The 24,711-nt window shown below is 29.3% G+C and carries 25 protein-coding genes; 2 read left to right on the top strand and 23 right to left on the bottom strand.

The genetic code is table 11. The annotated features are described in order from the left end of the window. Nucleotides 1–29: 29 nt before the first annotated feature. The 19 genes from L1S46_RS10965 to L1S46_RS10880 form a co-directional block, all read right to left on the bottom strand. On the bottom strand, nucleotides 30–1,253 hold the full coding sequence (locus tag L1S46_RS10965; protein WP_238899997.1) for an RtcB family protein: 1,224 nt from the start codon (nucleotides 1,251–1,253) through the stop codon (nucleotides 30–32). A 67-nt stretch (nucleotides 1,254–1,320) separates the two neighbouring features. Next, complete coding sequence (locus L1S46_RS10960; protein WP_238899996.1) at nucleotides 1,321–1,794, bottom strand: barstar family protein; 474 nt, start codon at nucleotides 1,792–1,794, stop codon at nucleotides 1,321–1,323. 181 nt (nucleotides 1,795–1,975) lie between these two features. Further along, nucleotides 1,976–3,436, bottom strand: coding sequence for a TROVE domain-containing protein (locus tag L1S46_RS10955; protein ID WP_238899995.1), 1,461 nt, complete (start codon nucleotides 3,434–3,436; stop codon nucleotides 1,976–1,978). A gap of 789 nt (nucleotides 3,437–4,225) precedes the next feature. Further along, complete coding sequence (locus L1S46_RS10950) at nucleotides 4,226–5,239, bottom strand: WYL domain-containing protein (RefSeq protein ID WP_238899994.1); 1,014 nt, start codon at nucleotides 5,237–5,239, stop codon at nucleotides 4,226–4,228. Further along, nucleotides 5,223–6,527 (bottom strand): WYL domain-containing protein, encoded by a 1,305-nt coding sequence (locus tag L1S46_RS10945; RefSeq protein ID WP_238899993.1) that lies wholly within the window; start codon nucleotides 6,525–6,527, stop codon nucleotides 5,223–5,225. The genes L1S46_RS10950 and L1S46_RS10945 overlap by 17 nt, the downstream gene beginning before the upstream one ends. A 217-nt stretch (nucleotides 6,528–6,744) precedes the next feature. Beyond that, entirely contained in the window at nucleotides 6,745–7,263 is a 519-nt protein-coding gene (locus tag L1S46_RS10940) for a GNAT family N-acetyltransferase (RefSeq protein ID WP_238899992.1), read from the bottom strand. 199 nt (nucleotides 7,264–7,462) lie between these two features. After that, nucleotides 7,463–8,554, bottom strand: a complete 1,092-nt coding sequence (locus L1S46_RS10935) for a leucine-rich repeat domain-containing protein (RefSeq protein WP_238899991.1) — start codon at nucleotides 8,552–8,554, stop codon at nucleotides 7,463–7,465. 269 nt (nucleotides 8,555–8,823) lie between these two features. Further along, nucleotides 8,824–9,297 carry a transposase gene (locus tag L1S46_RS26535; RefSeq protein WP_343217252.1) on the bottom strand — a complete coding sequence of 158 codons (474 nt, stop codon included), beginning with the start codon at nucleotides 9,295–9,297 and terminating at the stop codon, nucleotides 8,824–8,826. 6 nt (nucleotides 9,298–9,303) lie between these two features. After that, nucleotides 9,304–10,020, bottom strand: a complete 717-nt coding sequence (locus L1S46_RS26530) for an IS110 family transposase (protein WP_343217251.1) — start codon at nucleotides 10,018–10,020, stop codon at nucleotides 9,304–9,306. Nucleotides 10,021–10,350: 330 nt separating this feature from the next. Further along, the gene (locus L1S46_RS10925; protein ID WP_023974101.1) at nucleotides 10,351–10,800 is read right to left on the bottom strand and encodes a flavodoxin family protein; all 450 of its coding nucleotides are present in this window, start codon (nucleotides 10,798–10,800) and stop codon (nucleotides 10,351–10,353) included. A gap of 270 nt (nucleotides 10,801–11,070) precedes the next feature. Then, nucleotides 11,071–12,333, bottom strand: a complete 1,263-nt coding sequence (locus L1S46_RS10920; protein WP_238899990.1) for a HAMP domain-containing sensor histidine kinase — start codon at nucleotides 12,331–12,333, stop codon at nucleotides 11,071–11,073. Then, entirely contained in the window at nucleotides 12,326–13,006 is a 681-nt protein-coding gene (locus L1S46_RS10915; protein WP_238899989.1) for a response regulator transcription factor, read from the bottom strand. The genes L1S46_RS10920 and L1S46_RS10915 overlap by 8 nt, the downstream gene beginning before the upstream one ends. After that, nucleotides 12,999–13,553 (bottom strand): ubiquitin, encoded by a 555-nt coding sequence (locus L1S46_RS10910; RefSeq protein WP_238899988.1) that lies wholly within the window; start codon nucleotides 13,551–13,553, stop codon nucleotides 12,999–13,001. The genes L1S46_RS10915 and L1S46_RS10910 overlap by 8 nt, the downstream gene beginning before the upstream one ends. Nucleotides 13,554–13,668: 115 nt before the next feature. Further along, the gene (locus L1S46_RS10905) at nucleotides 13,669–14,211 is read right to left on the bottom strand and encodes a DUF4342 domain-containing protein (RefSeq protein ID WP_238899987.1); all 543 of its coding nucleotides are present in this window, start codon (nucleotides 14,209–14,211) and stop codon (nucleotides 13,669–13,671) included. Nucleotides 14,212–14,513: 302 nt separating this feature from the next. Then, nucleotides 14,514–14,984, bottom strand: coding sequence for a hypothetical protein (locus tag L1S46_RS10900; protein WP_238899986.1), 471 nt, complete (start codon nucleotides 14,982–14,984; stop codon nucleotides 14,514–14,516). Nucleotides 14,985–15,165: 181 nt separating this feature from the next. Continuing rightward, nucleotides 15,166–15,588 carry a VOC family protein gene (locus L1S46_RS10895; RefSeq protein WP_238899985.1) on the bottom strand — a complete coding sequence of 141 codons (423 nt, stop codon included), beginning with the start codon at nucleotides 15,586–15,588 and terminating at the stop codon, nucleotides 15,166–15,168. 184 nt (nucleotides 15,589–15,772) lie between these two features. Beyond that, on the bottom strand, nucleotides 15,773–16,474 hold the full coding sequence (locus L1S46_RS10890; RefSeq protein ID WP_238899984.1) for an MBL fold metallo-hydrolase: 702 nt from the start codon (nucleotides 16,472–16,474) through the stop codon (nucleotides 15,773–15,775). 172 nt (nucleotides 16,475–16,646) lie between these two features. Then, the gene (locus tag L1S46_RS10885; protein ID WP_238899983.1) at nucleotides 16,647–17,210 is read right to left on the bottom strand and encodes a hypothetical protein; all 564 of its coding nucleotides are present in this window, start codon (nucleotides 17,208–17,210) and stop codon (nucleotides 16,647–16,649) included. A gap of 291 nt (nucleotides 17,211–17,501) precedes the next feature. After that, a complete protein-coding gene (locus L1S46_RS10880) occupies nucleotides 17,502–18,368 on the bottom strand; it encodes an EFR1 family ferrodoxin (protein ID WP_238899982.1) in 867 nt (288 codons plus the stop codon). Between the two features lie 184 nt (nucleotides 18,369–18,552). On the opposite strand from L1S46_RS10880, the gene L1S46_RS10875 reads away from it, so the two are divergent. Then, complete coding sequence (locus tag L1S46_RS10875; protein WP_077855135.1) at nucleotides 18,553–19,194, top strand: TetR/AcrR family transcriptional regulator; 642 nt, start codon at nucleotides 18,553–18,555, stop codon at nucleotides 19,192–19,194. A 228-nt stretch (nucleotides 19,195–19,422) separates the two neighbouring features. Here the strand turns inward: L1S46_RS10875 and L1S46_RS10870 are convergent, their stop codons facing one another. The 4 genes from L1S46_RS10870 to L1S46_RS10855 form a co-directional block, all read right to left on the bottom strand. Then, nucleotides 19,423–20,517: an FMN-binding protein gene (locus tag L1S46_RS10870; RefSeq protein ID WP_238899981.1), complete on the bottom strand. Its 1,095-nt coding sequence runs from the start codon at nucleotides 20,515–20,517 to the stop codon at nucleotides 19,423–19,425. 21 nt (nucleotides 20,518–20,538) lie between these two features. Further along, complete coding sequence (locus L1S46_RS10865) at nucleotides 20,539–21,741, bottom strand: FMN-binding protein (RefSeq protein WP_238899980.1); 1,203 nt, start codon at nucleotides 21,739–21,741, stop codon at nucleotides 20,539–20,541. 409 nt (nucleotides 21,742–22,150) lie between these two features. After that, a complete protein-coding gene (locus tag L1S46_RS10860) occupies nucleotides 22,151–23,107 on the bottom strand; it encodes an FAD:protein FMN transferase (protein ID WP_238899979.1) in 957 nt (318 codons plus the stop codon). A 277-nt stretch (nucleotides 23,108–23,384) separates the two neighbouring features. After that, on the bottom strand, nucleotides 23,385–23,969 hold the full coding sequence (locus L1S46_RS10855; RefSeq protein ID WP_238899978.1) for a TetR family transcriptional regulator: 585 nt from the start codon (nucleotides 23,967–23,969) through the stop codon (nucleotides 23,385–23,387). Nucleotides 23,970–24,107: 138 nt separating this feature from the next. Here L1S46_RS10855 and L1S46_RS10850 point away from each other — a divergent pair, with 138 nt between their 5' ends. Continuing rightward, nucleotides 24,108–24,617: an HXXEE domain-containing protein gene (locus L1S46_RS10850; protein ID WP_275298990.1), complete on the top strand. Its 510-nt coding sequence runs from the start codon at nucleotides 24,108–24,110 to the stop codon at nucleotides 24,615–24,617. Nucleotides 24,618–24,711 lie beyond the last annotated feature (94 nt).

Below are 24,711 nucleotides of genomic sequence, written 5' to 3'. Positions count from 1 at the left end.
TTTTGAAATCAGTGATTTAAATATTCTAATTACCCTTGAGCTTTAAAATTATAAATTGGTTTGACTATTTCAATAATATCAACAGTTTCAGAAATATTTTCAAGTATTTCTTCCTTAGGCTTATATACCATTGGAGCTTCATCAATTGTCGCTTCTGTAACTGAAGTTGTAAAAATCCCTTCCATTGAAGCCTTAAATTCTTCCAAATTGACTTTTTCCTTAGCTTTAGTCCTACTCATAATACGGCCTGCCCCATGTGGTGCTGAGTAATTCCAATCTGGATTACCTTTCCCTATTGCAATTATGCTTCCATCTCTCATATTAAGGGGAATTAATACTTTTTCTCCTTCATAGGCTGAAATACTTCCTTTTCTAATTATATTGTCTTTGAAATTTATATAATTATGAGTAGTAGAAAATGCTTCAAATTCATCAAAGCCTTTTCCAAACATCTTTTTCAAAATTATATCTGCCATTGTGTTTCTATTTAAGACAGCATATTCTTGGCAGATATTCATATCATGTAGATAATCCTTCCTATAATCTCCACTTAAAAAGCACAACTCTTTTGGATAGCTTGGCATTAAGTCATTATATAGTGCTTCTAAATCTTTTAAAGCTTTCTGGATTTCTTTTCTACGCCCATCAGCTTTATATTCACTAATTATTTTTTCTCTTTTAACAAAGTAATCACCTTTACCACTGCATAAATCTATTGCAAGATTTTGATAAATGCTAGCCACTTGTGTTCCTAAATTTCTGCTTCCTGAGTGAATTACAAGATACTTTATGCCATCAGCACTTTCATTTATTTCAATAAAGTGATTTCCTCCACCTAAAGTGCCGATACTTCGCTCAATTCTTTTAGTATTTTTCAAGCTCCTATAACATTTTAAATTTTGTAATTCTGGAAATCTAACTACTCTTCCTTCATGGACATTCATTCCTGATGGAATATATTTATGGATAATCTCATCTAGCTTTTCTAAATCAACATCTACTATTCCTAAATTTACAGTTAACATCCCGCATCCAATATCAACTCCTACAATATTAGGAATGACTTTATCACCCAAATCAGCTGTAAATCCAATAACACAACTTGCCCCTTTATGTGTATCAGGCATTATTCTAACCTTACAGCCCTCTGCAAAAGGCTGATTACATAATTCTTTTAATTGTTCAATTGCTTCTTTTTCTATATTATCTGTAAATACTTTTGCAGTATTATATTTTCCTTTAACTTCTAACATGAATTATCTTTAGTGATATGCATCCCAACAAATGTCCACTCACTAAATCTTCACTTCCTTTCAAAATTTATTCTAACTTTAAATCTACTCTCCATCCTAAACGTGCTCTACTTGTAACACTTTTAATTGTTTCTACTATTTCATCAAACATAGTCATTTCTCCATTTTCGGCTTTTTCAATCATGTACTTTGATATATTTAACATATCGTAAAAAAAGCATTCATCTTCTTTTGCATCTTTTCTACCACCTTCATGCAATTCCTTCAGTTCATTGACTAATCCTTTTTCACAATTAATTCTCTCTATTTCATAATATTCTCTAAGCATATTGCAATCTAATTTTTCTTTTGACAAATTACATTCCTTCCAAATAATTTCGCATGGTGCTTCTAATCCAAATCCGCCAAAAAGACAATCATCAAATTGCATTAAGTCTCTGCCAAAATATCCACTAGGTGCATTTACCGCTTTAGCAAATTCATTAAAAAATGAATCTAAATCATATATATTTTTTCCTTCAAGAACATAAATATTTTTCATAGGAATTACCCATCCTTAAATCCAAAATTTAAATAAGGGGAGAAAAACTATTTAAGTATTTAGCGCTCTACCACCTGAGCTACTTATAATCTTTCCAAATTATAAGACCGGGTTCGAACCGGTGACATCTATCGTTAAAATCGAAGTAACTTAAATATACACTTCCCCTTACTATTTTTATCTATATAATTGATTCTAATTTTTCCTTAAAATAATACTCTTCAATTTTGTCCTTTATATTGCTAAGACCGTTTTCTACATTTGGTATGAATTCTAGTATTTTTTCATTCCAGCCCGCAATTATATTTACTTTGTCTCCTTTAAATTGCTGTGTACCATAACCTAAAAGATCAATTGCATGTACCCAGACATTAGGATTTACTTGCTTTCTATATTGATTTATCAAATCTTGGCATACTCTAGCATATCCATAATTTATTTCGTTGTCTGATAGAATTATTATTCTATCAACATAAATTTTATTATCTAACAAATGATATATTGGCAATGAAAGATTTGTCCCTCCGCCTGTAACCCTTATAGAATTTGCATTAGCTATAATTCCATTTGTAGCTGCAAATGGAGTTATTTTAAATCTTGTATCAAAAGTACTTGTTATAGCTTCATCACAAATGCTATTTGCAATCGCCATAAGAACAGTACCTATTTCAGCACAGGTAGTATCACTTTTTCTACTTAGCGTACTTCTCATAGAACCTGATACATCAGTTGATATAAAAGTCTTACCACTAAGTCGCTCTATATTATCTGTAGAAAATCTAATTGCATTTTCCAATACATCATAAATTTTTGATGTTCCAAGACCTTCATTTGATAATACTTTAAATGCTGAATAATATCTAAAAGGTATCTGCTTGCTATTTTTAACTCTATTCTCATTTTCTAAAATTTCATATACCTTTTCTATATTATCTGGTTCAGCTTTAATAATGTTTCTCAAATTACGAAGTATAGCCATATAACCAAGCTTATTGCTATCAATTAATTTTTCCCAAGTATTCTTGTTATTGCCCTCACTTGAAAGCATTGTTTCCCATGTAAATGGTGTTTCTAGGTTATCCTCAAGTAATCTCTTAAACATATCGCTTTGCTTACCTGTACTTGGTTTTGGATGAACTAAATTTACTATGTCCTTAAGTTTAATCTCCTTTGCTCTATTGTATTTTGCAAGAGAATACTCATCAAATCTTATGAAAGAATCACCTAAACCTTTCTTCAGTGAATTTGGAATTGGTTTACCATATACATTTAAGTAATAACTTAAAATTTCCGCCATATCATCTACTCTTTCAACGATTTCACTTAAAACTCTTCTAACATACTTCTTCCCCTGCACATCATAAGCAAGCTCTGCAGCCATAACATGAGATATACTTCTTAAATAAATTTCTTTTCTAGCATATATGGCCAAATTTGCTACAAATTTCGGATCTATCTTAATAATATTTCTTAAATCGTTGACTATTTCTAAAGAATTATCTCCATAAAACTTTCCTTCATTAAAGAAACTTGTTAAAACTTCAGTTATTAATTTTTCCTTCAGTTCCATTTTAAAAGCCACATGGCCTTCCTTATTTACTGTATTTACTGTTGTGTTTCTAAAAAAATTAAATTTTGACATTTTAATTTGCTCCTTTCAATGATGAAGTTATATTTTTCAGATGACTTATGGAGTTGCACCATACTAATACTCTTATCATCATGTTAAATCAATTTTAATTAAATTGATTAATATCCTTTGCGTCCTACTTGTGAAGAAAAAATTTAAAACAATAAGGGAGAAAACCTAAAAGTGTTCATTGCTTTTATTGCAATTATCTTTACTCCGAAGTAACACCTTCATGCACTTCCCTTAATTTAATATGGAGAAAAAAGCTATTTAAGTATTCTGGTGGTGTGTTATCCCTTCTACTATACATATTAAAATATGCAATTGGATTCGAACCAATATTACCACCCCTAAAACGAAGTAACTTAAATATACACTGCCATATTTTTTCATCAATACAACAATTTAATAAGGAGAAAAGTTATTTAAGTATAATCTATTAGTGCTCTACCTGCTGAGCTACTCACAACTTTTTTAAGAATTATGAGACTGGAATCGAACCAGTGACACCTATATTTAAAACGAAGTAACTTAAATATTCACTTCCTTATTGCTTTGTCCTCTCGACTACAATACTTATTATATTATTTCTATAATTTTCTTACAGACAAAAACTTTGCATCTTTTGAATTATAATCCATTAGTACCAATAAAATGTTAAACGCCTGTCTCAATAAAATACTCTAAATACACTTAAGTAGCATATATACTGTAAAACAAAAGAGCCCGAAGTCTTTTTAACTTCCAGCTCTATTTCTTGATTATATATAATTAAGATAACTTATTTATATTTTCCATACCTTAAGTTGTTTCATACATAAATGCTCTTTTAATCTTATCAATAATAATCTCTCTAACCCTATTAGGCTCCTTTACTTTAACATATGGACCTAAGGACATTATTTTCCTTATAACTTCATCTTCTTCAAAGGTATAATAATAAATATCTATTTCATATTTATTTTTTGAAATGGTTCTAGAATTTCTTTCAAATGAAGAAAAACTCATAAAACACCTTTCCATAGCTCTCCTAATATCTTCAAGTTCAATTGTAATTGGAACTTCTGAGTATTTCTTTTCCTTTAATTTCTTAAGAACATCTTTTCTTTTTATATTCGAATCTACATTATTGGCTATTTTAACTTCCTTTAAGGTATGTAAATTAACTAATATAGATCGTTTCTCATCTAAAGAATATAGGGATGCTCTAAATTTATCATCTTTTAATGAATACTCAATTCTAATTGGAATTGCTAATTGGTTATTATATTCATTGCCGTTTTTATCTACATTAGAATATAATATAGGCTTCTCATTAATTATACCTTCCAAAATAGTATAGAAATCCTTACTTAATTTTTCTAAATCAATATCAAAGCCATTTTGTACTTTATTTGTAAATTCTATTATTTGATTACTTCCCTTTTCTTTCATATCTGTCAAAGCTGTTTCTAATTTTTTTAAGGTTTCTTTTCCAAGTAAAGCTTGTACTACTGGTTCCTTAATCATTCCATTAAGCCAGGATTTTTCTAGCTTTGAAAATCTGACTTTAAGAGGTATACTATCTTCACTATTTAAAATACTATAATATTTTCCTTCTCTTTCTTCTAAAAAATTGAAATTATCCTCTTTACCATATTGATTTAAAATCATTCCTTCAAAAGTTTTAAAGTCTTTTCCTATTACTTTTTCATCGTATTCCTCGTCTTCAATAAGCCTTATAATTTCATCTTTATAAAGTCCATTTTTTGCTAGATTTAGAATTCTAAATACTAAATGAAAATATTTATTTTTATATTCATGAAATAACTCCATAATTATTTAGCATATCCTCCCAATCCTTTTTTATTTTCTTATGAAGATATCTAGGTGAAATAACCCTTAAATAGCCACCATATTTTCTGATCCACGGAATCATTTCACAAGAATCATTTACTATCTTTTTAAATAAATATTTAGTATCACTTATCTCCTCAAAAGTGCAATCCCCAAGCTCCCCTTTTATCTTTTCAACTATATAATATTCATTTAAATAATCAATATTAACTTCAAATTCAACTTCTTCGTATGGAGTATCAGTGTTATGAGGCACACTTGAAAAACTTTTTCCCATAGCTAATTTATACTTTTCCTCATATTCCTCATAATTAAATCTTGTTTTTAAAACATCAATATCATCTTTCCTATCAAGCCTTGCACTAATACATCTTCCAGTGCTAGTAAGCGAAAACACGTAGAACCTTCCACATTCAACATCGTATCTAAGCTTAAAAGGCCTAATCACTTCATTATCATACATTTTGACACGAGTGGTTTTGCAATCATTTTTAAATCTTATCTCATTCCTATTTTCAATTGCTCTCATAACTTTCAAAATCAATTCTTCTTCAATTACAGGATGAAAATGCAGGTTTTTATATTGAAAACAATTCTTATCCTTTGGTATTACATTTCGTTCAAATTCTAAATAATCCCTTAGTGTATCAAAAAAATAATGCCCACTTACATTAGGAAAAATAATATTTTTATATAAATCTACTATATTATAAAGCTTTAGAATTTCTTCATTATCAAGTTCTTTTAGTATATCCTCTGAAATGTAATACTCTTTAACTCGTCCATTTTTCTTAACTGATACGATTTCCATAGAATTTGCTAATTCATTAAGCTTTCTTTCTATGGTTTTACTACTTATATTTTCATAATCAATTAATTCTTCACTTACCAGCTCATTTTCAATGTCTGAAAAGGCCATTGGTTTATTTTTATAATTTAAAATTAAAAGCAAATAATAATATAAGATAATATCAGCTTTAGTAAAACTCTTGCTTAAATATGTATTGACTAAAAAGTTTTTCGTATTTGATATATCATCATAGCTTAAACTTAAAAGTTTATTCTTGCCATCTTTATCTATCTTAATAAAATCCTTCTCTATATATTGTTTAATTCGGCGCATCTCATAACTAACTTTTCGTGAGCTCCCATGATTTTTACTTTCTAAGTCACCTTTTGAAAAACATCCATATAAAAAAACGTCCCGAAGTATTGAACGTATTAAATCATAATGCTTAATAAAATCTGGAAAAATAGAAATCCCCACCTTTGCTTAATCAATATCTAATCAGCCTTTTTAATTTTTAACTTAGCTACTTTTGTTTATGAATCATCCAATTTCTTTTATAATATATATGTTGCAATCCACAGTACACATTTCACAATCACGGCTAAAACTCTTGCAGTATTTTTAGAATTATGATGAAGAATTATTTTTGCAATATATATACTTATTTTCATGGCAGATAAATTAGAATTTGTCACTATAATGATTTTTCAAAGCACTTCAAATCTTCCCATATTACATTTTGAAAATGAAATTTTGTTGTACCTACATAAACATATCCAATCTTAGGATATAGCGTTGCAGCTGGAATATTGCCTTCATAAGTATCAAGGCGAATAACTTTATATCCTTGCTCTTTGGCGCATTTTTCAATGAATTCCATCATTATTTTTGCTTTACCTTTTCCACTGGCTGAAGGTCGAATACACAAAGTATGAATGACCATAATTTCGCTTGATTCTGCCTTAGTAACCCACGAAATATTGTCATATTCTTTGGGTTGAATACTATTAAGCACTACACATCCATATATTCCGTCTTCGTCTTCACCAACAAACATTGTATTATTATCAATAGCCCCCCTAGCATAATCAACTGTTGGATAAAGCCCCTTTTGCCAATTTGTATAAGACACTGTTTGTTCTTCATAATCCAAAATCTCATTATATATCTTTTCTATTTCTAAAACATCATCTACAGTAGCAACCCTAACCATCGTCTTTCTCCTCCACAAATCACTATTTTTTCTTTCACTTATTATAACATATCTTGTAAATACCACACTTCGAAATTTTTAAATAGCATTTTATACCTTACCTCATAAATACTCTTTATGGCAAATAGAAATTTTGTTTATAAAAATAGAGTAACTTTAAGCCACTCTATAAGATTATTTATTTAATTATTGATTATGACTAAGCGCTTACTACAATCTTATTTTGATTTACACCAGATCTACGTAAAAGTTGTTTCATTGCTTCACTCTTTACATAAAAGTTGGTATTTTTACATCCACCAAATGCACTCATTCCTATTTGGGTTACACTGTTAGGAATTGTCATGCTTATTAAGTTAGTGCAGCTTGCAAATATACTAGGTTCTATAGATGTCAAACCACTTGGAATGTTTGCACTTGTTAAGTTTGAACATCCGATAAATGCACTATTTACTATACTTGTTACACTGTCAGGAATTTTTATCTCTGTTAAGCCTGTACACCCTTCAAATGCTCTGTAATCTATGGTTTTTACACTATCAGGAATTTCTATGCTTGTTAGATTTGTACATTTACTGAACGCACTATTTCCTATAATTATTACACCACTTGGAATTGTATAATTTTTATCTACTTTTGCAGCAGGATAACATAGTATATTAGTTCCGTTTTTACTATATAACACTCCATCAACACTTTTATAACTTATATTATTATCATCTACAGATATATTTGCTAAGCTACTACAACCTATTAATGCTTTTTCCCCTATAGATTGAACGCTTGCTGGAATATTTAAGCTTGCCAAATTTGCACAGCCATAAAATGCAGAGTCTTCTATATTTGTCACACTATTAGGGATAATTATATTTTTAATATTATTGTGTTTATAAAATGCCTTATTACCTATACCTGTTACTGCAACATTATCAATTTTATCTGGAATTACTACATTGCTGTCAGAACCTAGATATGCTACTATTTCACCTGATAATTTGCAAAAAGCCCATGCTCCATTTATTGTGACATTTGTAAATTGACCATCATCATTTAATCCAACTTTATCTCCAAAATCATTTGGCTTACCATGATCCATATAGCCTTGTGAATCAAAAAAATATAAATACCCATCTATTACTCTGAAACCATCAGCCCATGAGTTTCCTTCTGTATACCACCAGCCTTTTGCATCCTGTCTCCATTCTGCATTTGCTCCTATCGGATTTAATGCCAATACTGAAGCTGCTACTAATGTAGTAGCTAATACTTTTGTTAATTTTAACTTTTTCATATTTCTCTCCTATATCCCCTAAAACTTAATAAATATTAATAATATATTAAATTTTACCATTCCTATAAATAATTGTCTATAAATCTCTTAATCCTTTATAATAAATATAATAATCCTACTCGCATTGTCGCATTTTAAAGCTGCATAAAAACCTGCTAATGAAAGTCAATACTTTTGAAGCAGGTTTTTAAATTATTTTTTCTATTTTTTTGCATGCTAATTAGACCAGCTGTTTTTCTGGTCCAAGCCTTTATTTATTAAATTGTTTATTACTTATATACTTCTTTCACTCTTGCATAATATATTCTTAAAAACTTATTTAATCCAGCAATTTTAGCTACTTCTGAAGCTTTTCCTTCAGCTTCCTTTTTTAAAACAAACAAATATACAGTATCACTCTCTGGTTTATTGCTTTTTAAACATTTCATTATTTCAAATCCAGTTTTTCTTAGGGTAGCAGAACCTCGCTTTGATATCCGCCTTCGCGTTCCGGTAAACTGTCCTGATTGATATGGTGGTGCATCAATACCTGCATATGCTATCAATGCTTTTCCGCTATGGAATCTTCTAATATCTCCTATCTCAGCCATTAGTCTTGGTGCAATGATATCACCTACTCCTGCCATTTCACGAACAACTGTATACTCCTTTAAAGACTTTGCTAATTCTTGCATTTGTGATAAAATCAATGCAAGAGTTTTATCTATTTCTCGGAGAACTCGAACGGCTTCCAATACTAACATTTTGGTTTATGGAGCATTGGAAGATAAAGTAGGGATTCCTTGCTGAGCTAAGTCATATATCTTTATGGCTTTCGCTTCGCTTTGTTGATATCCCTTCTTTTTTGCCCAATTTTTATAATTGCTAATAAACTGGTTCTCACTTTTTTTTGTAATATTATCATAATGCCAGTATTCTTCAATAAAATCATTTAGCTTATCTTTTTCTGGTTTATCTGAACGGCTTTTCAGCATAGTTTTAATTCCCGGCATTGTGTAGTCAAGCATTGTAGTTAAAGATAGTTTACTTTCTATTCGGAGTTTAATGTAGTGACCGTACTGTCTTCCCAGAAGACGTAGTTGCACATAAATTTCTTCACTAGATTCATGGTTAATTAAGTTAAACCAGTTATCCAAACCATAATTAGCAATCTTTATAGAATCCAGCTTATCCGTTTTCCCCTTTCTAAGAATTATGCTTGCATATTTTTTCATTATCAATGGATTAATAACAGCCACAAAAATTCCATGCTCTTTAAGAAAACTAAGCACTGGTAGGTGATAATTCCCTGTGGCTTCCATTACAACTCTTACTTCATCATCAAGGTATTTTATCGTAGATACTAGTTCTGCAATTTGACTTTCTGTGTGCGTAATCTCATATGGAGATCTAACGATCTCGCCGTATGGTTTTAATATACATACTGTACTTTTTTCTTTTGATACATCAATTCCTACACTTATCATAAGTAACCTCCAACTTTATTTTTGTAATTGTCTCCATCTGCACTTATTACAATTCATTTTGGTTAGTTACACGAAAGCCTCTAGGGTTTCAACCTGCTTAATCGAATATTTATAATAAGGGATGGCTGACAGTTTTTATGACGGATGTTATTAATCCAAAAATACCGACGTCAGACCAATTACTCCCTAATTATAAATAAAATAAGTGCAAATGCTAACCAGACATATCTGGTTTAACACTTACACTTATACAGTACCAAAAATACCACATTTTCTAAATGCGATATTTCAATCTGTTATTTATTTTTGCTTGTAAATAATGATAAAATATTATAAAGATATAAGTTTTTTAGCAAAATCTTTTGCATTTTGAAAATCCTTATCATTTGGTCTGCCTTTAGCAATTCCACCAATTAATTTAAATGGTCCAAAAGTATCATAACCCTTGCATGCAAAACTACCAACAACATTAAACCCTTTTTCTTTTAGCTTTTGTTCAACAAGATTATTATATTTGGTTTTACCCTGTCCACTCGTAGAAAAAACAAATACTTTTTTATTAGACAAAGTTGGTAACTTGTCAATTAACTCAAGAATATTTTTATGTAACTTCCCATAATATATTCCAGAACCAAAACCTATTAGATCATATTCATTTAATGTATTTATCTTTAAATTTCTTGTTTCTATTATATCAGCATTTATAGATTCGCCCATTACCCTTGCTATTTTTTCAGTATTACCATGATGTATAGATGAATAGATTAATAAAACTTTCACATTAATATCCTCCTAAAGATATACTATAAACCAATTATAACATATTTTGTAAATATTTAATTGTTCTGTTTTCATATATATTGCAATTTACAATGCACATCCCAAAATTCACAATTATAGCTAGAATTCTTGTAATATTTTTAGAATTATGATGAAGAATTATTTTGGCAACGTATATATTATGGTTAATAGTATTTTAATTTAAATATTATTATATAGATTTATTTTTAAAATATCTTCTTCTGCATCCTTCTTCACTTATACTTTCAGTTAAAAATTTATCGAGCTGCTAGGTAAAAATATTGTTATCCTAGTACCAATGCCTTTTCTGCTTAATACAGAAAAATATCCTTTGTGTCCATCAACAATCCATTTAGCTATAGATAGTCCTAACCCAGTACCACCGTTCTTTCTAACTCTTGCTGTATCTGCTCTAAAGAATCGCTCAAATATATGTGGTATGTCCTTTTCATCCATTCCTATACCATTATCCTGAATTGAAAAATAAGGTTCCCCTTTTTCATTTATTCCTGTTTTTAGCATTATAACTTCATTTACTTCAGTATACTTAGCTGCATTTTCAATTAATATTCTAGCTGCCTGCTTAAGTAAACCAATATCACCCTGAACTATTATTTCTTCTGAACTATAGTATTTATATATGTGTTTTTCATCTATCATCTTCGACTCTTCAAGTACTTCATTCATCATATCATTTAGTAAAAACTCTTTAGAGTTAACCTGTGTTTTACCATTAATCCCTCGAGCTAAAAATAACAGCTGTTCTACTAGATTTTTCATATTTTCAGATTCAGTTTTAATAGCTTCAATCGACTCGTTTAATACACTTTCATCATTCTTTCCCCAACGATCCAGCATATTAGCATAACCTTGAATTACTGAAATTGGAGTCCTAAGTTCATGGGATGCATCAGAAACAAACCTTGCTTGCTGTTTATAAGAATTTCTCATTCTTTCCAAAAGATTATTTATTGCCTCTTCTAATCCATGAAGCTCACTATCCCCTGTATATATTCTTTCCTCTGAGATTATGGGGCTAATTTTAGAGATTGCCTCCTCAAGATTTTGAAACTTCTCTTCATCAAAGGTCATATTACTAAGTCTACTTGCAGTTTGAGCTATTTCATCAAGGGGTTTTAGCGTCCTTCTAATTTTCATTGTTCCAAAGATGATTTCTTTCAATAGGAATATTCCCTCTATAATAGCTATAGATTGAGTTACCCTTTGAATTATATATAAATAACTACTTGCATCTTTAATCATAGTTTTACCATTATCAAAAACTACTGTATATGTGGAACTTTCTATGGGAAAAAAGACAAATGTTCTTTGGGCATTTAACAAAAATTCTCCATAAAAATCAATTTCCAAATCAATGCACCAATATCCAATAAGAAAGAGTATTAAAAATATATCAATCCAAAGAAACTTTGAAAATAGCTTTCTTACAAAAATAGAATTCAATTTTATTGCAATAGATGTAACATTTTTTGATTTATTAATCTTATTCATCTTTAATAACGTATCCTACTCCACGTACTGTGGTTATTATCTTTGTTTTAAATGCATCATCTATTTTAGTTCTTAAAAATCTTATATAAACATCTATTACATTAGTTTCTCCAATATAATCATAGCCACATACTTTTTCCATTAGTATATCTCTAGTTAATACTATGTTCTTATTTTCCAATAAAATTTTTAGTAAAGTAAACTCTCTGTTTGTTAATTCTATTTCTGTATTATCATACGTTACCTTATGTCTCATCTTATCTAAAGACAATAATCCGCAGCTTATTATGTCTGTATCTCTTTTTTCAATAACAGTTCTTCTTTTAAGAGATGTTCTTATTCTTGCTAATAACTCTTCTATTGCAAAAGGTTTTGTTATATAATCATCTGCTCCTGCATCAAGTCCAGATACCTTATCCATAATGGCATCCCTTGCAGTAAGCATTATAACAGGCAAATCTGAAGTTTTCCTAATTCTACGTAATACTTCTAATCCATTTATTTGTGGAATCATTATATCAAGAAGTACTAAATCTACTTCACCCTTCTCAGCTATTTCAAGACCTAATCTTCCATTATCCGCTTTTAAGATTTCATATCCTTCATGTAACAATTCTAACTCTACAAATCTTGCAAGCTTCTCATCATCCTCAACAATTAAAATTTTAACCATTTTTAAATCCCCTCTTCAATTTACCTTTTACCTTTTTTACATTTTCTGATATTAACTTAAATACATGATTAATCTTATTCACTTCTCTCCATTTTCCTGATAGTGAAAACTCAAAATCAAAGAAAAGACCTACTATATATAAAGGAATCACAGTACCAAAGGAGAATATTAATAAAAGTATAATCACTGTAATAGGAATCCTAAGAAATACTTTATTACCTTTCTTTATTTCAAAGAAAATATTATTGCATATGTCTATTATTTTGCATACTTTTACAAAGATTCCTTCAAAGGTATTATCCTTTTTGGTATTATTATAGTTATTCCCTTGATCCTTATTATTAATTATCACGCCATTTTTATGATTTTCCTTATATTCATTAGTATAAAAGATACTAACAGAAGGCTTTTGAACTTTACCCATTTCTTCTAAATAAACAAACGCATCTAAAATGTCCCAGTTTGACTTTTCTAGGGCAATTTTCGCTTCTTCATAACTTATATTAGCTTCGTTTTTTAATTTTTCTGCAAGCCTATGATCTTCCATAGTAACCCTCCATATCCATTGTGTAAATTATACCATTTAACTAAATGCTTTTATATACACGAAATTAGAGGCTTCGAATAATTTCAAAACCTCTAGTACTGTCATTAGATTAATCCTATCCTTTATAGCTTTCTTTAAAATCACTTTTCATATTATCTGCTGATTCTGAAGCTTTATCCAAAATATCATTAACTTTATCAGTATTAATATCAGGACCTGCTATTGAATATTTATATCCAAAAAATAAACCAACTACTAATAATATTGTAACAGGCCAAAACCCGATTATTAACAGTAACGCTACTATCGTAAGTGATATCTTTATTGGCTTTTTATTTTCCTTTTTCATTTCAAAATAGTTTTCATTTCCTTTGGTTATAACCTTCCCCATAAACTTAAACATTCTACCAATAATTTCTCCAATACCTCCACTTTTCTTTTTATGATTTTCCTCATTTTCTTTTTTATTTTCTTCATTATTATCTACAGCCACTTCTATAATTGTATTGGCTCCATTATTTTCAACTTTTCCTTGTCTTTCTAAATAAATTATAGCATCTAAAAGATCAAAGTCACATTTTTGTAATACTTCTTCTGCTTCTTCATAACTTACTTTAGTCTTTTCCATTAAAATTTTAATCATTTCATTTCTTTCCATATTAATCATCCTCCAAAACTTTGTATTGACTTATCATGTTTATATAATACTTAGAGAAAATTAATCTAAAATATAAGAAAGATTAAAATCAGATTAAAATTGCATAATTTTTTATAATAATTTTATTGGAGCAATTACTCTTAAAGCTGAGCATTTCAATAAAATCTACTGGTCTTAATTTTTTAATTGCCTTACCTCCATGTATTTCACGTGCTCCTGTATATTATAAAATATATTCAAAATAACCCATAAGAATCTTATATAAACATTCTTACAGGTTTAATTGTAAGGCAAAATACAACTTATTTTTTTGTTCCTAAATGCTGAATATGTATACCAATATGTCCTATGCCAAGTATGATAACAGACGCGATCAGCCAAATAACTTTCCCATAAACACCCAATAACAACAAAGCTGTGACAGGCAAACTCGCAAGAGGCACAGGAATTCCACAAAAACTACGATAAAAACTTTCTTCTGTATGCCCATTAATAAAATATCTAATCCAACAGATCTCATATAATAACATTAGCAAAAATGATACTATAAGCCACAAACTCCATATTGAGAATGGAGCAAGGTTAAAATCACTAAAAATCAACACACTGCATGTACAACAAACTTGACCTACACGTTCAAATGATAATAAAATTTTGTTTTCTTGAACATTGTTATAATCTATAGGTTGATTCTTACTCCAAATTATATTAGGAATAAATAGCATTAATAAATATATCAGACCCACATATGAAAATCCTAAACTTCCCAGCATATAATTTCTCCTCTACAAATTACTATTTATCTTTCAACGTAATTATCACGAGTTTCATTTATGGATAACCACTCTAATTACTATTACCATGAACTCCACGCTTCATCTGAAAAATTAGTATGCTCAGCCGATACTCTGTTGTTTTATAATCTTCTTATTTTTAAAGTAGATAAATTGTGATTTATTTAACTCTTTCGAACATTTGATGATTTTCGTTAAACTCAACCAAATCCCACAAGTTACCATATAAATCTTTAAATACTGCAACAATTCCATAATCCTGTTCTTTAGGATCTCTCACAAATTCTATTCCTATTTCTCTCATTTCATTATAATCACGCCAAAAATCATCAGTTCCTAAGAAAAGAAAAACTCTTCCCCCTGCTTGGTTTCCTATAAAATCCTCTTGTTCAGGCTTAGATGCCCTTGCAAGCAATATTGTTGTTCCACTTGAACCTGGCGGAGATACTACTACCCATCTTTTCTGTTGTTCTGGTTGGTATGTATCTTCTACTAATTCAAAATGAAGTTTTTTTGTGTAAAACTCTATTGCTTCATCATAATCTTTCACTACTAAAGCAATATGTACAACTGATTGAATCATTATTTATCCCTCCATTACTTCATTAAAATCAATACATAAATCACATTTATCTTTCAACATAATTATCACGAGTTTCATTTATGGATAACCACTCTAATTACTATTTCCATGAACTTCACGCTTCACCTGAAAAATTAATATATTCACACAAATATATTTTATAATTCCTATAACTCTTCCTAGATTATATTAGATCAACTACATTAAAACCTTGTTTCTGTGCTTCCTCAATAAAATTTTCTCCATCAATATGAATACAATAAACTTGATTTCTATATTTGATAGGAATATTTTCACTCAACACTCTTAATGAAGTGTGTACATTCTCTTCATTATCATTAAGACATGCATCATGATAAACTAAATTTCCCGACTCTAGATAAGGAATTAAATCAAAGTTTGTCTCATATGTATCTCCACTATAAAAAATATCATTTCCTTTATCAAACTCCACTTTGTAAGAATAAGTATTCAATGTCTTGACATGCTTAGTTATCGATGCTGAAAATTTCAGTCCCAACGAGTCAATTCTCTTATTATCAGCATTATCTACAATAAAACTCTCACCTTCTTTTAATCCGAGAAGTTCTAAAAACATACTTATTTTTTCTTTTTCATTAAAATAAACATTAGTAACTATTTTATATTTCCAATAGCAGAATCCTATAGATCCACCTAATGAACCAATATGATCTGAATGCATATGAGTGATTAATACATGTATCTCTTTAATTCCTTTAAGTAATTCTTTTTCCAAAATCCTTTTAAATACAGTTTCACCACAATCTATTAGTAAAAATGTTTCATTTTTTCTTATATAGGCAGCAGTATTTCCTTCTTTAATGTGATAACCTGACCCTCTTCCTAAAAACTCTAATTTATTCATAACTCCCTCTCAGTTCCATCATATTTATACTTTACTCATGATATACGACCAGCAGCAGATCTTATAAACATGCTGTAATTTCATTTCTATTATAACATTTTTTAACATTACTTTTCTTAGAATTTACATAGAAGATAATAAATCGTAATAATGCCTAGCCATTAACTCCGCCTCATGGAATTTTAACTATCTCTATATCATGATGCCCACTTGAATTATTAATATAATCCACTTGTACTGTATTTTCATCCAACCATTTTATGGTGGCTTCTCCTCTAGAAAAAGAGGGTGGGACCTCATAAGTGATTGTCCCATGTATTTGTTTCATAAATATTATATATTTGCGTTCATAAAAGTATCCCGCCCCCCCCATTAAGAATGATGTTTCTTCTATTACTAATTCCCTCTTGCTATCATATGGTGATCGGGAATAAAAGCAGACATCTGAAGAAAAAGCAAACAAATATATAATTGAAATATATATTGAACAAATTACAGCTAAAACAAGATATATTATTTTTATCACCTTATGTTTCTTATAATTAAAAGATATTATTGGTGACAACAATAAGAATAAAATTATTAATAATTTTATAAAGTTTGCATCAATACTAAATAAAAGTAACTTTAACCCTAAAAATTTTTCTATCCAAACCTGAATTATTAGAAATACCAAAGATACTGTCCAAATTATTTTAATTATAGATTTTCTATTTACATTTACACAATTATCCATATTATCCACCCATAATCTAAATGCATATTTTTACTGATATATTTCTTTCCTCCACTTACCTTTTTATGTAAATTAAAAACAAGTTATATTATACCTTCAAATATAACATTACTCAATTTTCAAAAATCATTAAATTCATTAATTATATACTCTTTCTTCCTACACAAAAAATATTGAATAGATTATATGGATAATTGTAAATTGTAAGTTGAATTCCATCTAAAAACTTTGCAATCCTTGTAATAAGTTTAACCATATAATTATAAAATTTAACGTCCACTCATAATTAAGTTACATTTTATCATTGCTAATATAATTACAATAAAATCGAGGAACCTTTTTGCTATTTATTTGACTATCATCAAGCGGTTGTCCAATAATTTTTTTTATGTTATATCCATCTGATATACGGAAAAAAGTAAAAACTCTATAGTTAATAGCCGTTTTAGGACAAGAGTAAACACATCGCATACAACTGCAGCAAGAAAAATTAAATTTAATTTTACCATTACTCTCATATATATTTCTAGTTGGGCAATTCCTTATGCAAAGTCCACAATGAGTGCATGATTCATTAGCACTTAAATCTTTTCCAATCAAAGGAAATATCCATCGAGTTATTGACATAACTCCTATCATAATCACCTTAAGGCCAATTCCTGTTTTAAGTATTCGACTTTCACCGTTAATAACTTCTTTACACATGATAGCTACCTTTTTAGTTGTTGCCTCATAGAGTTTTTTAATAATTATCTCATCAAATTTATCTATCCAATTGCTGCTTATAGAGAATATCCTCTCATAGAAAACCTCATATCCTTTTTTCGAAAGTTTTATTATTATTGGTCTTGAGGAATTATAATTAATTGGTGCCACACCACCTGCCGTTCTAAAAATAAACACCTTTTTTTGCAATACTTTAGGCATACTATTAATAAACTTATATACTATATTAGGTATACCAAATCCAATAACCTGACATCCAATTCCAACCAAATCATATTTTTCAACGTCTATTTCAAGATTCTTCTTTAGAATATCTTCAATTTTCACTACACTAACTTTGTATTTATAATTCGTAAATCCTTCTTTAACCATGTTAGCAACAAGTTCCGTATTACCTGTTCCTGAAAAATAATAAATTATAACTGATTTCATATTCTAATAACCTCCTTACCATTTTTTAAATTTTAAAATCTGATATCTTTTCTTTATTTTGCCCTTCCATTTGCTTCTGATTGCTTGATAAAATCCATACAAATTGGTATACTATCAGTATACTAATATACCATCAGTATACTTTTTTACCTATTTCTTTGTCAATAGATGGGAGAGATGTTTCTTGAAGGAATTAACAAGACAAGAGAAAGAACGATTAGAACGTGAAAATATCATAGTATCTGCAGCTGAAGAGCTATTTTGTAAATATGGATTTGAAAAAGTGTCAATGGATAATCTAGCTAAAAAATGTGAGTTTACTAAGAGGACAATTTACAGATATTTTACATGCAAAGAAGACTTATTCTTTGCAGTTTCATTACGAGGCTATAAGAATCTTTTTAAGATGATAAAAAGTGAAAGCCAAAAAGGGACTACAGGCTTTGAAAAAATACGTTTATCTTACTATGCTTATTATAATTATTTTGGTAATTTTCCTGAAATGGTGCAATTAACAAATACGTGTGGAGTTATAAAATCAAATTCTGAAGGGATGAATATTCCTTATCGTGACAAATTTACTGATTTAGATAAATGCTTGTTTGAAGAACTAATTAAGATGTTTCATGAAGGAAAAACTGATAGAAGTATTCGTTCTGATTTAGAAATATCTACACTTGCCCTTTCCTCAATTTTTGTTGTTACAGGCTTCTTCCAGATGATTTCTTTATCAGGTAATACCTACACAAATCATTTTGGTTTAGACAATGAAGCATTTATTAAATTCACAATTGAGATGCTATTAGATTCTTTTAAACATCAGTAGCCTAAGAGTTATCATTTTTATACTTTCTCCTTAATTTTCTAAGAGTATTCCATTTCATTTCTATCAAATAAATAAAAATTATTATAGTAAAATAAAATTATAACGCTGACAAAAGCTTTTACTGCTTATTGCCAGCGTTAATTTAGATATCCTATTCATTACCACATTCTATATAATTATTGATCTTCTAAACATAAGAATATGATCTTTTTATTAACTTATAAGAAATTATTCCGCTACTACTTTATTTTCAAGAGCATCTTTTACTGCACCTATTATACCTTTAGATGAATATGTGGCACCTGAAACAACATCAACATCAGTAGATTGCTTTTCTAGGATTTCATTTATTACACCCTTTTTGGCTTTACTGTAATAATCCCAGTCATCCTGCTGCTCTAGTACAGATACTTTAGTAATCTCGCCATCACTAACTCCTACCTTAACTTTTATATTACCCTTATACCCAGCGCTGTTACCAACATAATATACAGAATTATCAGCTTCTCCTTTTTTTGGTGCAGTTGTTTCTTCTTTTACTACTACTTCTTCTGATTTTATGTTAGTCTGCTGCTTGTACTGATTTGCACCCAAAAATACCAATAATACACCTAAAGAGCAGGCAATTTTTATATTACGTGTTTTACCTTCAACCATGCCATATGTAAGGGTATTTTTTTTAGGACAATTTTTAATACATTCAAAGCAATTTATACAATTAAGTGAGTTAACTGTTTTATTGCAGGTAGATATTTTAATATTCATATCACATGCTTTATCGCAGCGCTTACAATTAATGCAGGAGTTTGCATCTCTTTTTATTGTAAACAACCTCAAATAACTAGCTAGTCCATATTTTGCCCCTTGAATACAAAAATATTTACAGAAAATTTTATTATAAAATAAAGACAAAGCGGCAAATCCTAAAATACTTACAAACATAATAATTTTAGCTGGTTTACCTGTTAGAATTAAAAACAAATTAGATCTCGCATCAAATTTTAATAAAGAACTTATAAAACCTATAGAGAAAAAAGTTACCAAAACAAATAGTACATATCTAAGCAATCTCAATATCTTATCAAGTTTATCTGGGATTGTTTTCTTTTTTATTTTGAGCTTCTTTCCTACTGCAGAAGATAACTCTTGTAGTAAACCAAAAGGACACAAATATCCGCAATAAAAGGAGCCACAAATTGCCGCTATTATAACTAGTATAGTGGCACTATAGCTAAAATTATTTATAAGCATTATAGTTAATGGGAGTGCTGCTATTAATTGAATTATCTTTCTTATTCCGATTTTTTTTACATTTACTTTCAAGTTATTTCTCCAACCTTCTAATTATTTAGCTTTTAATAATGCTTCTAGAGCACCAATTCTAACAGCTTCACTTGATAAAGTAGCACCAGAAATAGTATCAACGTCTGTGGATTGTTTTTCCACAATTCTATCTGCAATAATATCAAAAGCTCCATTAGATCTGTCATCTTGAGGAGTTGCTTGATTAGCTTTTACACTTGATACTTTCCCATCCTTAACTGTAACTTTAACATTTACAGGACTTTGCATAAAACTAATTGAACTTCCTTCATATTCTCCGTCCTTAAGATCTTTTAAATCAGCCACTTGTCCACTTTTAGCTTTCTCTGCTAATTCTCTATAAGCTTGAATTTGAGCAAAAGATGCTTTCCATTGCCTCATTGCATACTCGTTATTATCTTCAAAACCTTCAAAATATGCTGGATTTTTGCTATCAACACCTTCCTTACTTATTTTATCTGTTAGTTGCAAGACTTTATCATAATCCCCATTTGAAAAAGCATAAGCTGCCGAACCTACATTTGAAGTTGCAGTCTTTAATTTGCTCATTTCCTTAAAGTTATCTGGATTTGATGCAAATTCAAAGGTCTTATATGCTTCTTCTTTATTACCTAAAGTTCCAAGTGCAAATGCTATTGTTGAGGCATCAGTTGGGCTATCATATTCAATATCTTTATTTTTAGCCTTAAATTCTTCATCATATCCTTCAACTGCTAATATCTTTAAAATCATAATTTTTGCATTACTATCTAAATTTAAGTCTTTCTTTGTATTTTTTACTATCTTACCATCTTTTCTAGTTTCACTAACAACTGTATCATCTGGTAAGTCTATTACTTTTGTTAAATAGTTATATGCTAACTTATATTCACCTACTTTTAAAAGACTATCCCCAAGGTTATACATCCAATAGTAATATGAAGGAGTCTCTTCTGATGGTTTTGTATTTTCAATTAAATAACGTAGCTGTTTAATATTATCGTGAGCGCTTTCAAGATCAAGGGAGAATCTTAATTGGAAAGTTGCATACTTCACATCCTCATCTATATCTACTGCACTTGGCTCTGCCCACTCTGGCCAAACATTTTCTTTTTTCTCCCAAGCTGCAAAAGTTGGTTTTGCAGTTGATGATTTTTCCGCCGAATTAAAATTTGCACAGCCTGTAAACACGCTGCTCCCCACAACCAATAATGATATTAATAATTTGCTTTTCTTACTAAGCATAAATGACCTCCTAAATAATAAAATATGTGTTTAAGCTATCAATTTCATTGATTTACTTAAAAGTAATGTATTAAAATAATGCCATTAAAACCTTTTTATCTTTTCGTCTTAATATAAAAATTTTATGTAAATTATTTATAAGATTAAGATATAAAAACTTTACTACAAAACAATACCATAGTCGATAATGATTTTCAATATCTTTTTCTTGAAAACTTTTTGAGTCTCTTAGCTGACTTTCTAATATAAAAATACAATTATATAAGTTGCATTAAATATTTTTATAAAAGATTATCAGCAGTTAAATTTTAAAATTAACTGCACTCCAAAGTTTTTATTCGAACTTATTTCAATCCCAAATTTCTTTTTAAACACATGAAAAATAATAATATGTCTGAAACTTCTATGATTACACTAATGTAAATCCCTCAGTTTTAAAGAAAGTAAAATCTTCCTTTAAACCTTTTGTAACATGTATTTCTTTATCTTTAGTTATAAATATAGCCTCCATATCTTCTTGGCTATCAATTAACTTAATTCCATCCTCAAGTCCTAATATGAATATAGCTGTGGACAGTGCATCTGCAGCTATAGACTCCTTTGATACTATAGTTGTACTCATTAAAGAAGACTCTGCAGGATAACCTGTTCTAGGATCTAAAATATGGTGATATTTTTTATTATCTTTTTCAAAATATCTTACGTAGTCTCCAGACGTAACAACTGTTTTATTTGCTGCATTCACTGCTCCTAAACATTGCCCTCTTTGAAGCAATGGGTTTTGAATGCCAACTCTAAAAGGATCTCCATTTGGCTTGTTACCAAGAACTGCTACGTTGCCTCCAAGATTTACAAAAGCCGATTCTACTCCATATTGTTTATATATTTCAATTGCTCTGTCAGCAGCATAACCTTTTGCAATAGCCCCCAAATCCACGCATTGCCCTGATTTTTCAAGTTTTGATGTCTTCAACTCATTATTTATACTTAGGTAATTATGCCCACTAAGTTTTAAAGCTTCATTAATTTCTTCTTGTAAAGGAATTTTTTCACTACTAGTAAAGATTCCCCACAATCTAGCAAGTGGAGCTATAGTAATATCAAAGCTCCCTTTACAAATCTCTGAATAATGTTTCGCTTTATTTAATACAAATAAAACTTCATCACTAAGCTTAACTTCATATTGACCAGCAGCTCTATTTAACTTACTCACTTCGCTAGATTCTAAAAAAAAACTCATAAGTCTCTCTAATCTTTTCATTTCATCCTTAACTTCAATTGCTGCTATTTTTGCATTTTCTCCGTAAACCTTCTGACTTATTATTGTTCCCATGCAAAAGCTTTCCATTTCATAAAATCTATCCATAAAAATCTCCTTTTGTAACTCTATAATACTTTGCACAAGTTGATATTTTATATCAATTGATAAATTTTATCAACTGTTCCTTATTATATACTGTTTTGCTATTTATCACAACGGTTTATTAAAAATTTTAATATGGATATGATATGACTAGACAGTTAGAAGTGCTTGTGACGAAAAAAAAAGTAGCCACTACTCACATTTAGTTGCTACCATCTTTGTTTAAATTTATTTAACTTATCTACTTTTATAAATTATATGTTTTTTTAGATATCCCTATTCATTTACATGGATAGTCAAACACTTCTGCTAGTTTTAAAACAAGCTGAGTATGACTAGTCAATTCTTCATACCCGTCGTTTTGCAGGCACCACTTAATTGCAGTCATAACAAGTGCTGCATATAAATATGATACATAATCTAAAATTTCAGGTGACTTTTTATTTTTTGTTTCATACTGGTTATAAAAACTTCTCTTTAAAAAATCAGACATATCATCATACAGATGAATCGTATCTGTATGAATGGTAAAAAGAGCTAAAATTTCTTCTCGTTTAACAGATAATATGTGATATAAAGGTTTTATAACCATAATTGCATCTTCTACATTAGCACAGCCAAATCTATCTTTTACACCAGTTTTTAGCAAGTCGAATACTTCATTGCAAAGAGTTTCAGCTAATTTGTATTTATCTGTATAATGCTTGTAAAATGTAGAGCGATTAATTAAAGCCCTGTCCAATATATCTTGTACCGTTATTTTATAAAAGTCTTTTTGCCCAAGTAAATAAATAAAAGATTCTTCTATATTTCTTTTTGTTTTTATAACACGCAAATCATTTTCATTCATATCTAGCCCCTCCATACCATTATTTTAAAGAAGTTTATATAGATAAACAACACTTTGTATAATTTTTGTAGTTTAAGTGCATAAACACTTAGATATTGATGTTTGAAGCATTAAAGTAAATGAGTAAAATAAATAACAAAGGGGGAATGAAAAATGAATGAATTAAAATGGTTTGTATGGCTTTTTCCCTTATTATTTATTGTACACGATATGGAGGAGATTATTATGGCAAAGCATTGGTGCAAAAAGAATTTAAAACAATATGTCCGACTTCCTATAACACCCTTTGGAGGTACAAAAAGTACAGCTGGATGTGCAATTGGTGTATATGAGGAATTGATTTTGTGGATTATAGCTACTATTATTGGCAATATTAGTGGATCTTATGGTTTGTGGTACGGTTTACTTGTAGCAAATATCGTTCATCTTATCTCATTTCATATTATATTATTACCATTATCCTACCGTCATTATGTCCCTGGTGAAATAACAGCATGGCTAACAGTTATTCCATGTTGCTATATTTTAAAACTTGCCCAGAATATCTTGGGATACTCTGCCATTGAAATTTCTATCTGGGTAACAATAGGAATTATATTTGCTTTCGTAAATATGAAGATATTGCATAAAAACATCGATAAGCTGCCTAAATTTCTGGAATGATCATACTTTTACAGTATTCATTCCTGTTTACAGTAATATGTACACAGTTTTACAATCTTTGTCAAACTAATTCCCAAGCGTTAAATTAAGCACA

The organism is Clostridium sp. YIM B02500, assembly GCF_022324665.1.
Lineage (GTDB): Bacteria > Bacillota > Clostridia > Clostridiales > Clostridiaceae > Clostridium > Clostridium beijerinckii.
This window is presented reverse-complemented; position numbering and strand designations above follow the sequence as displayed.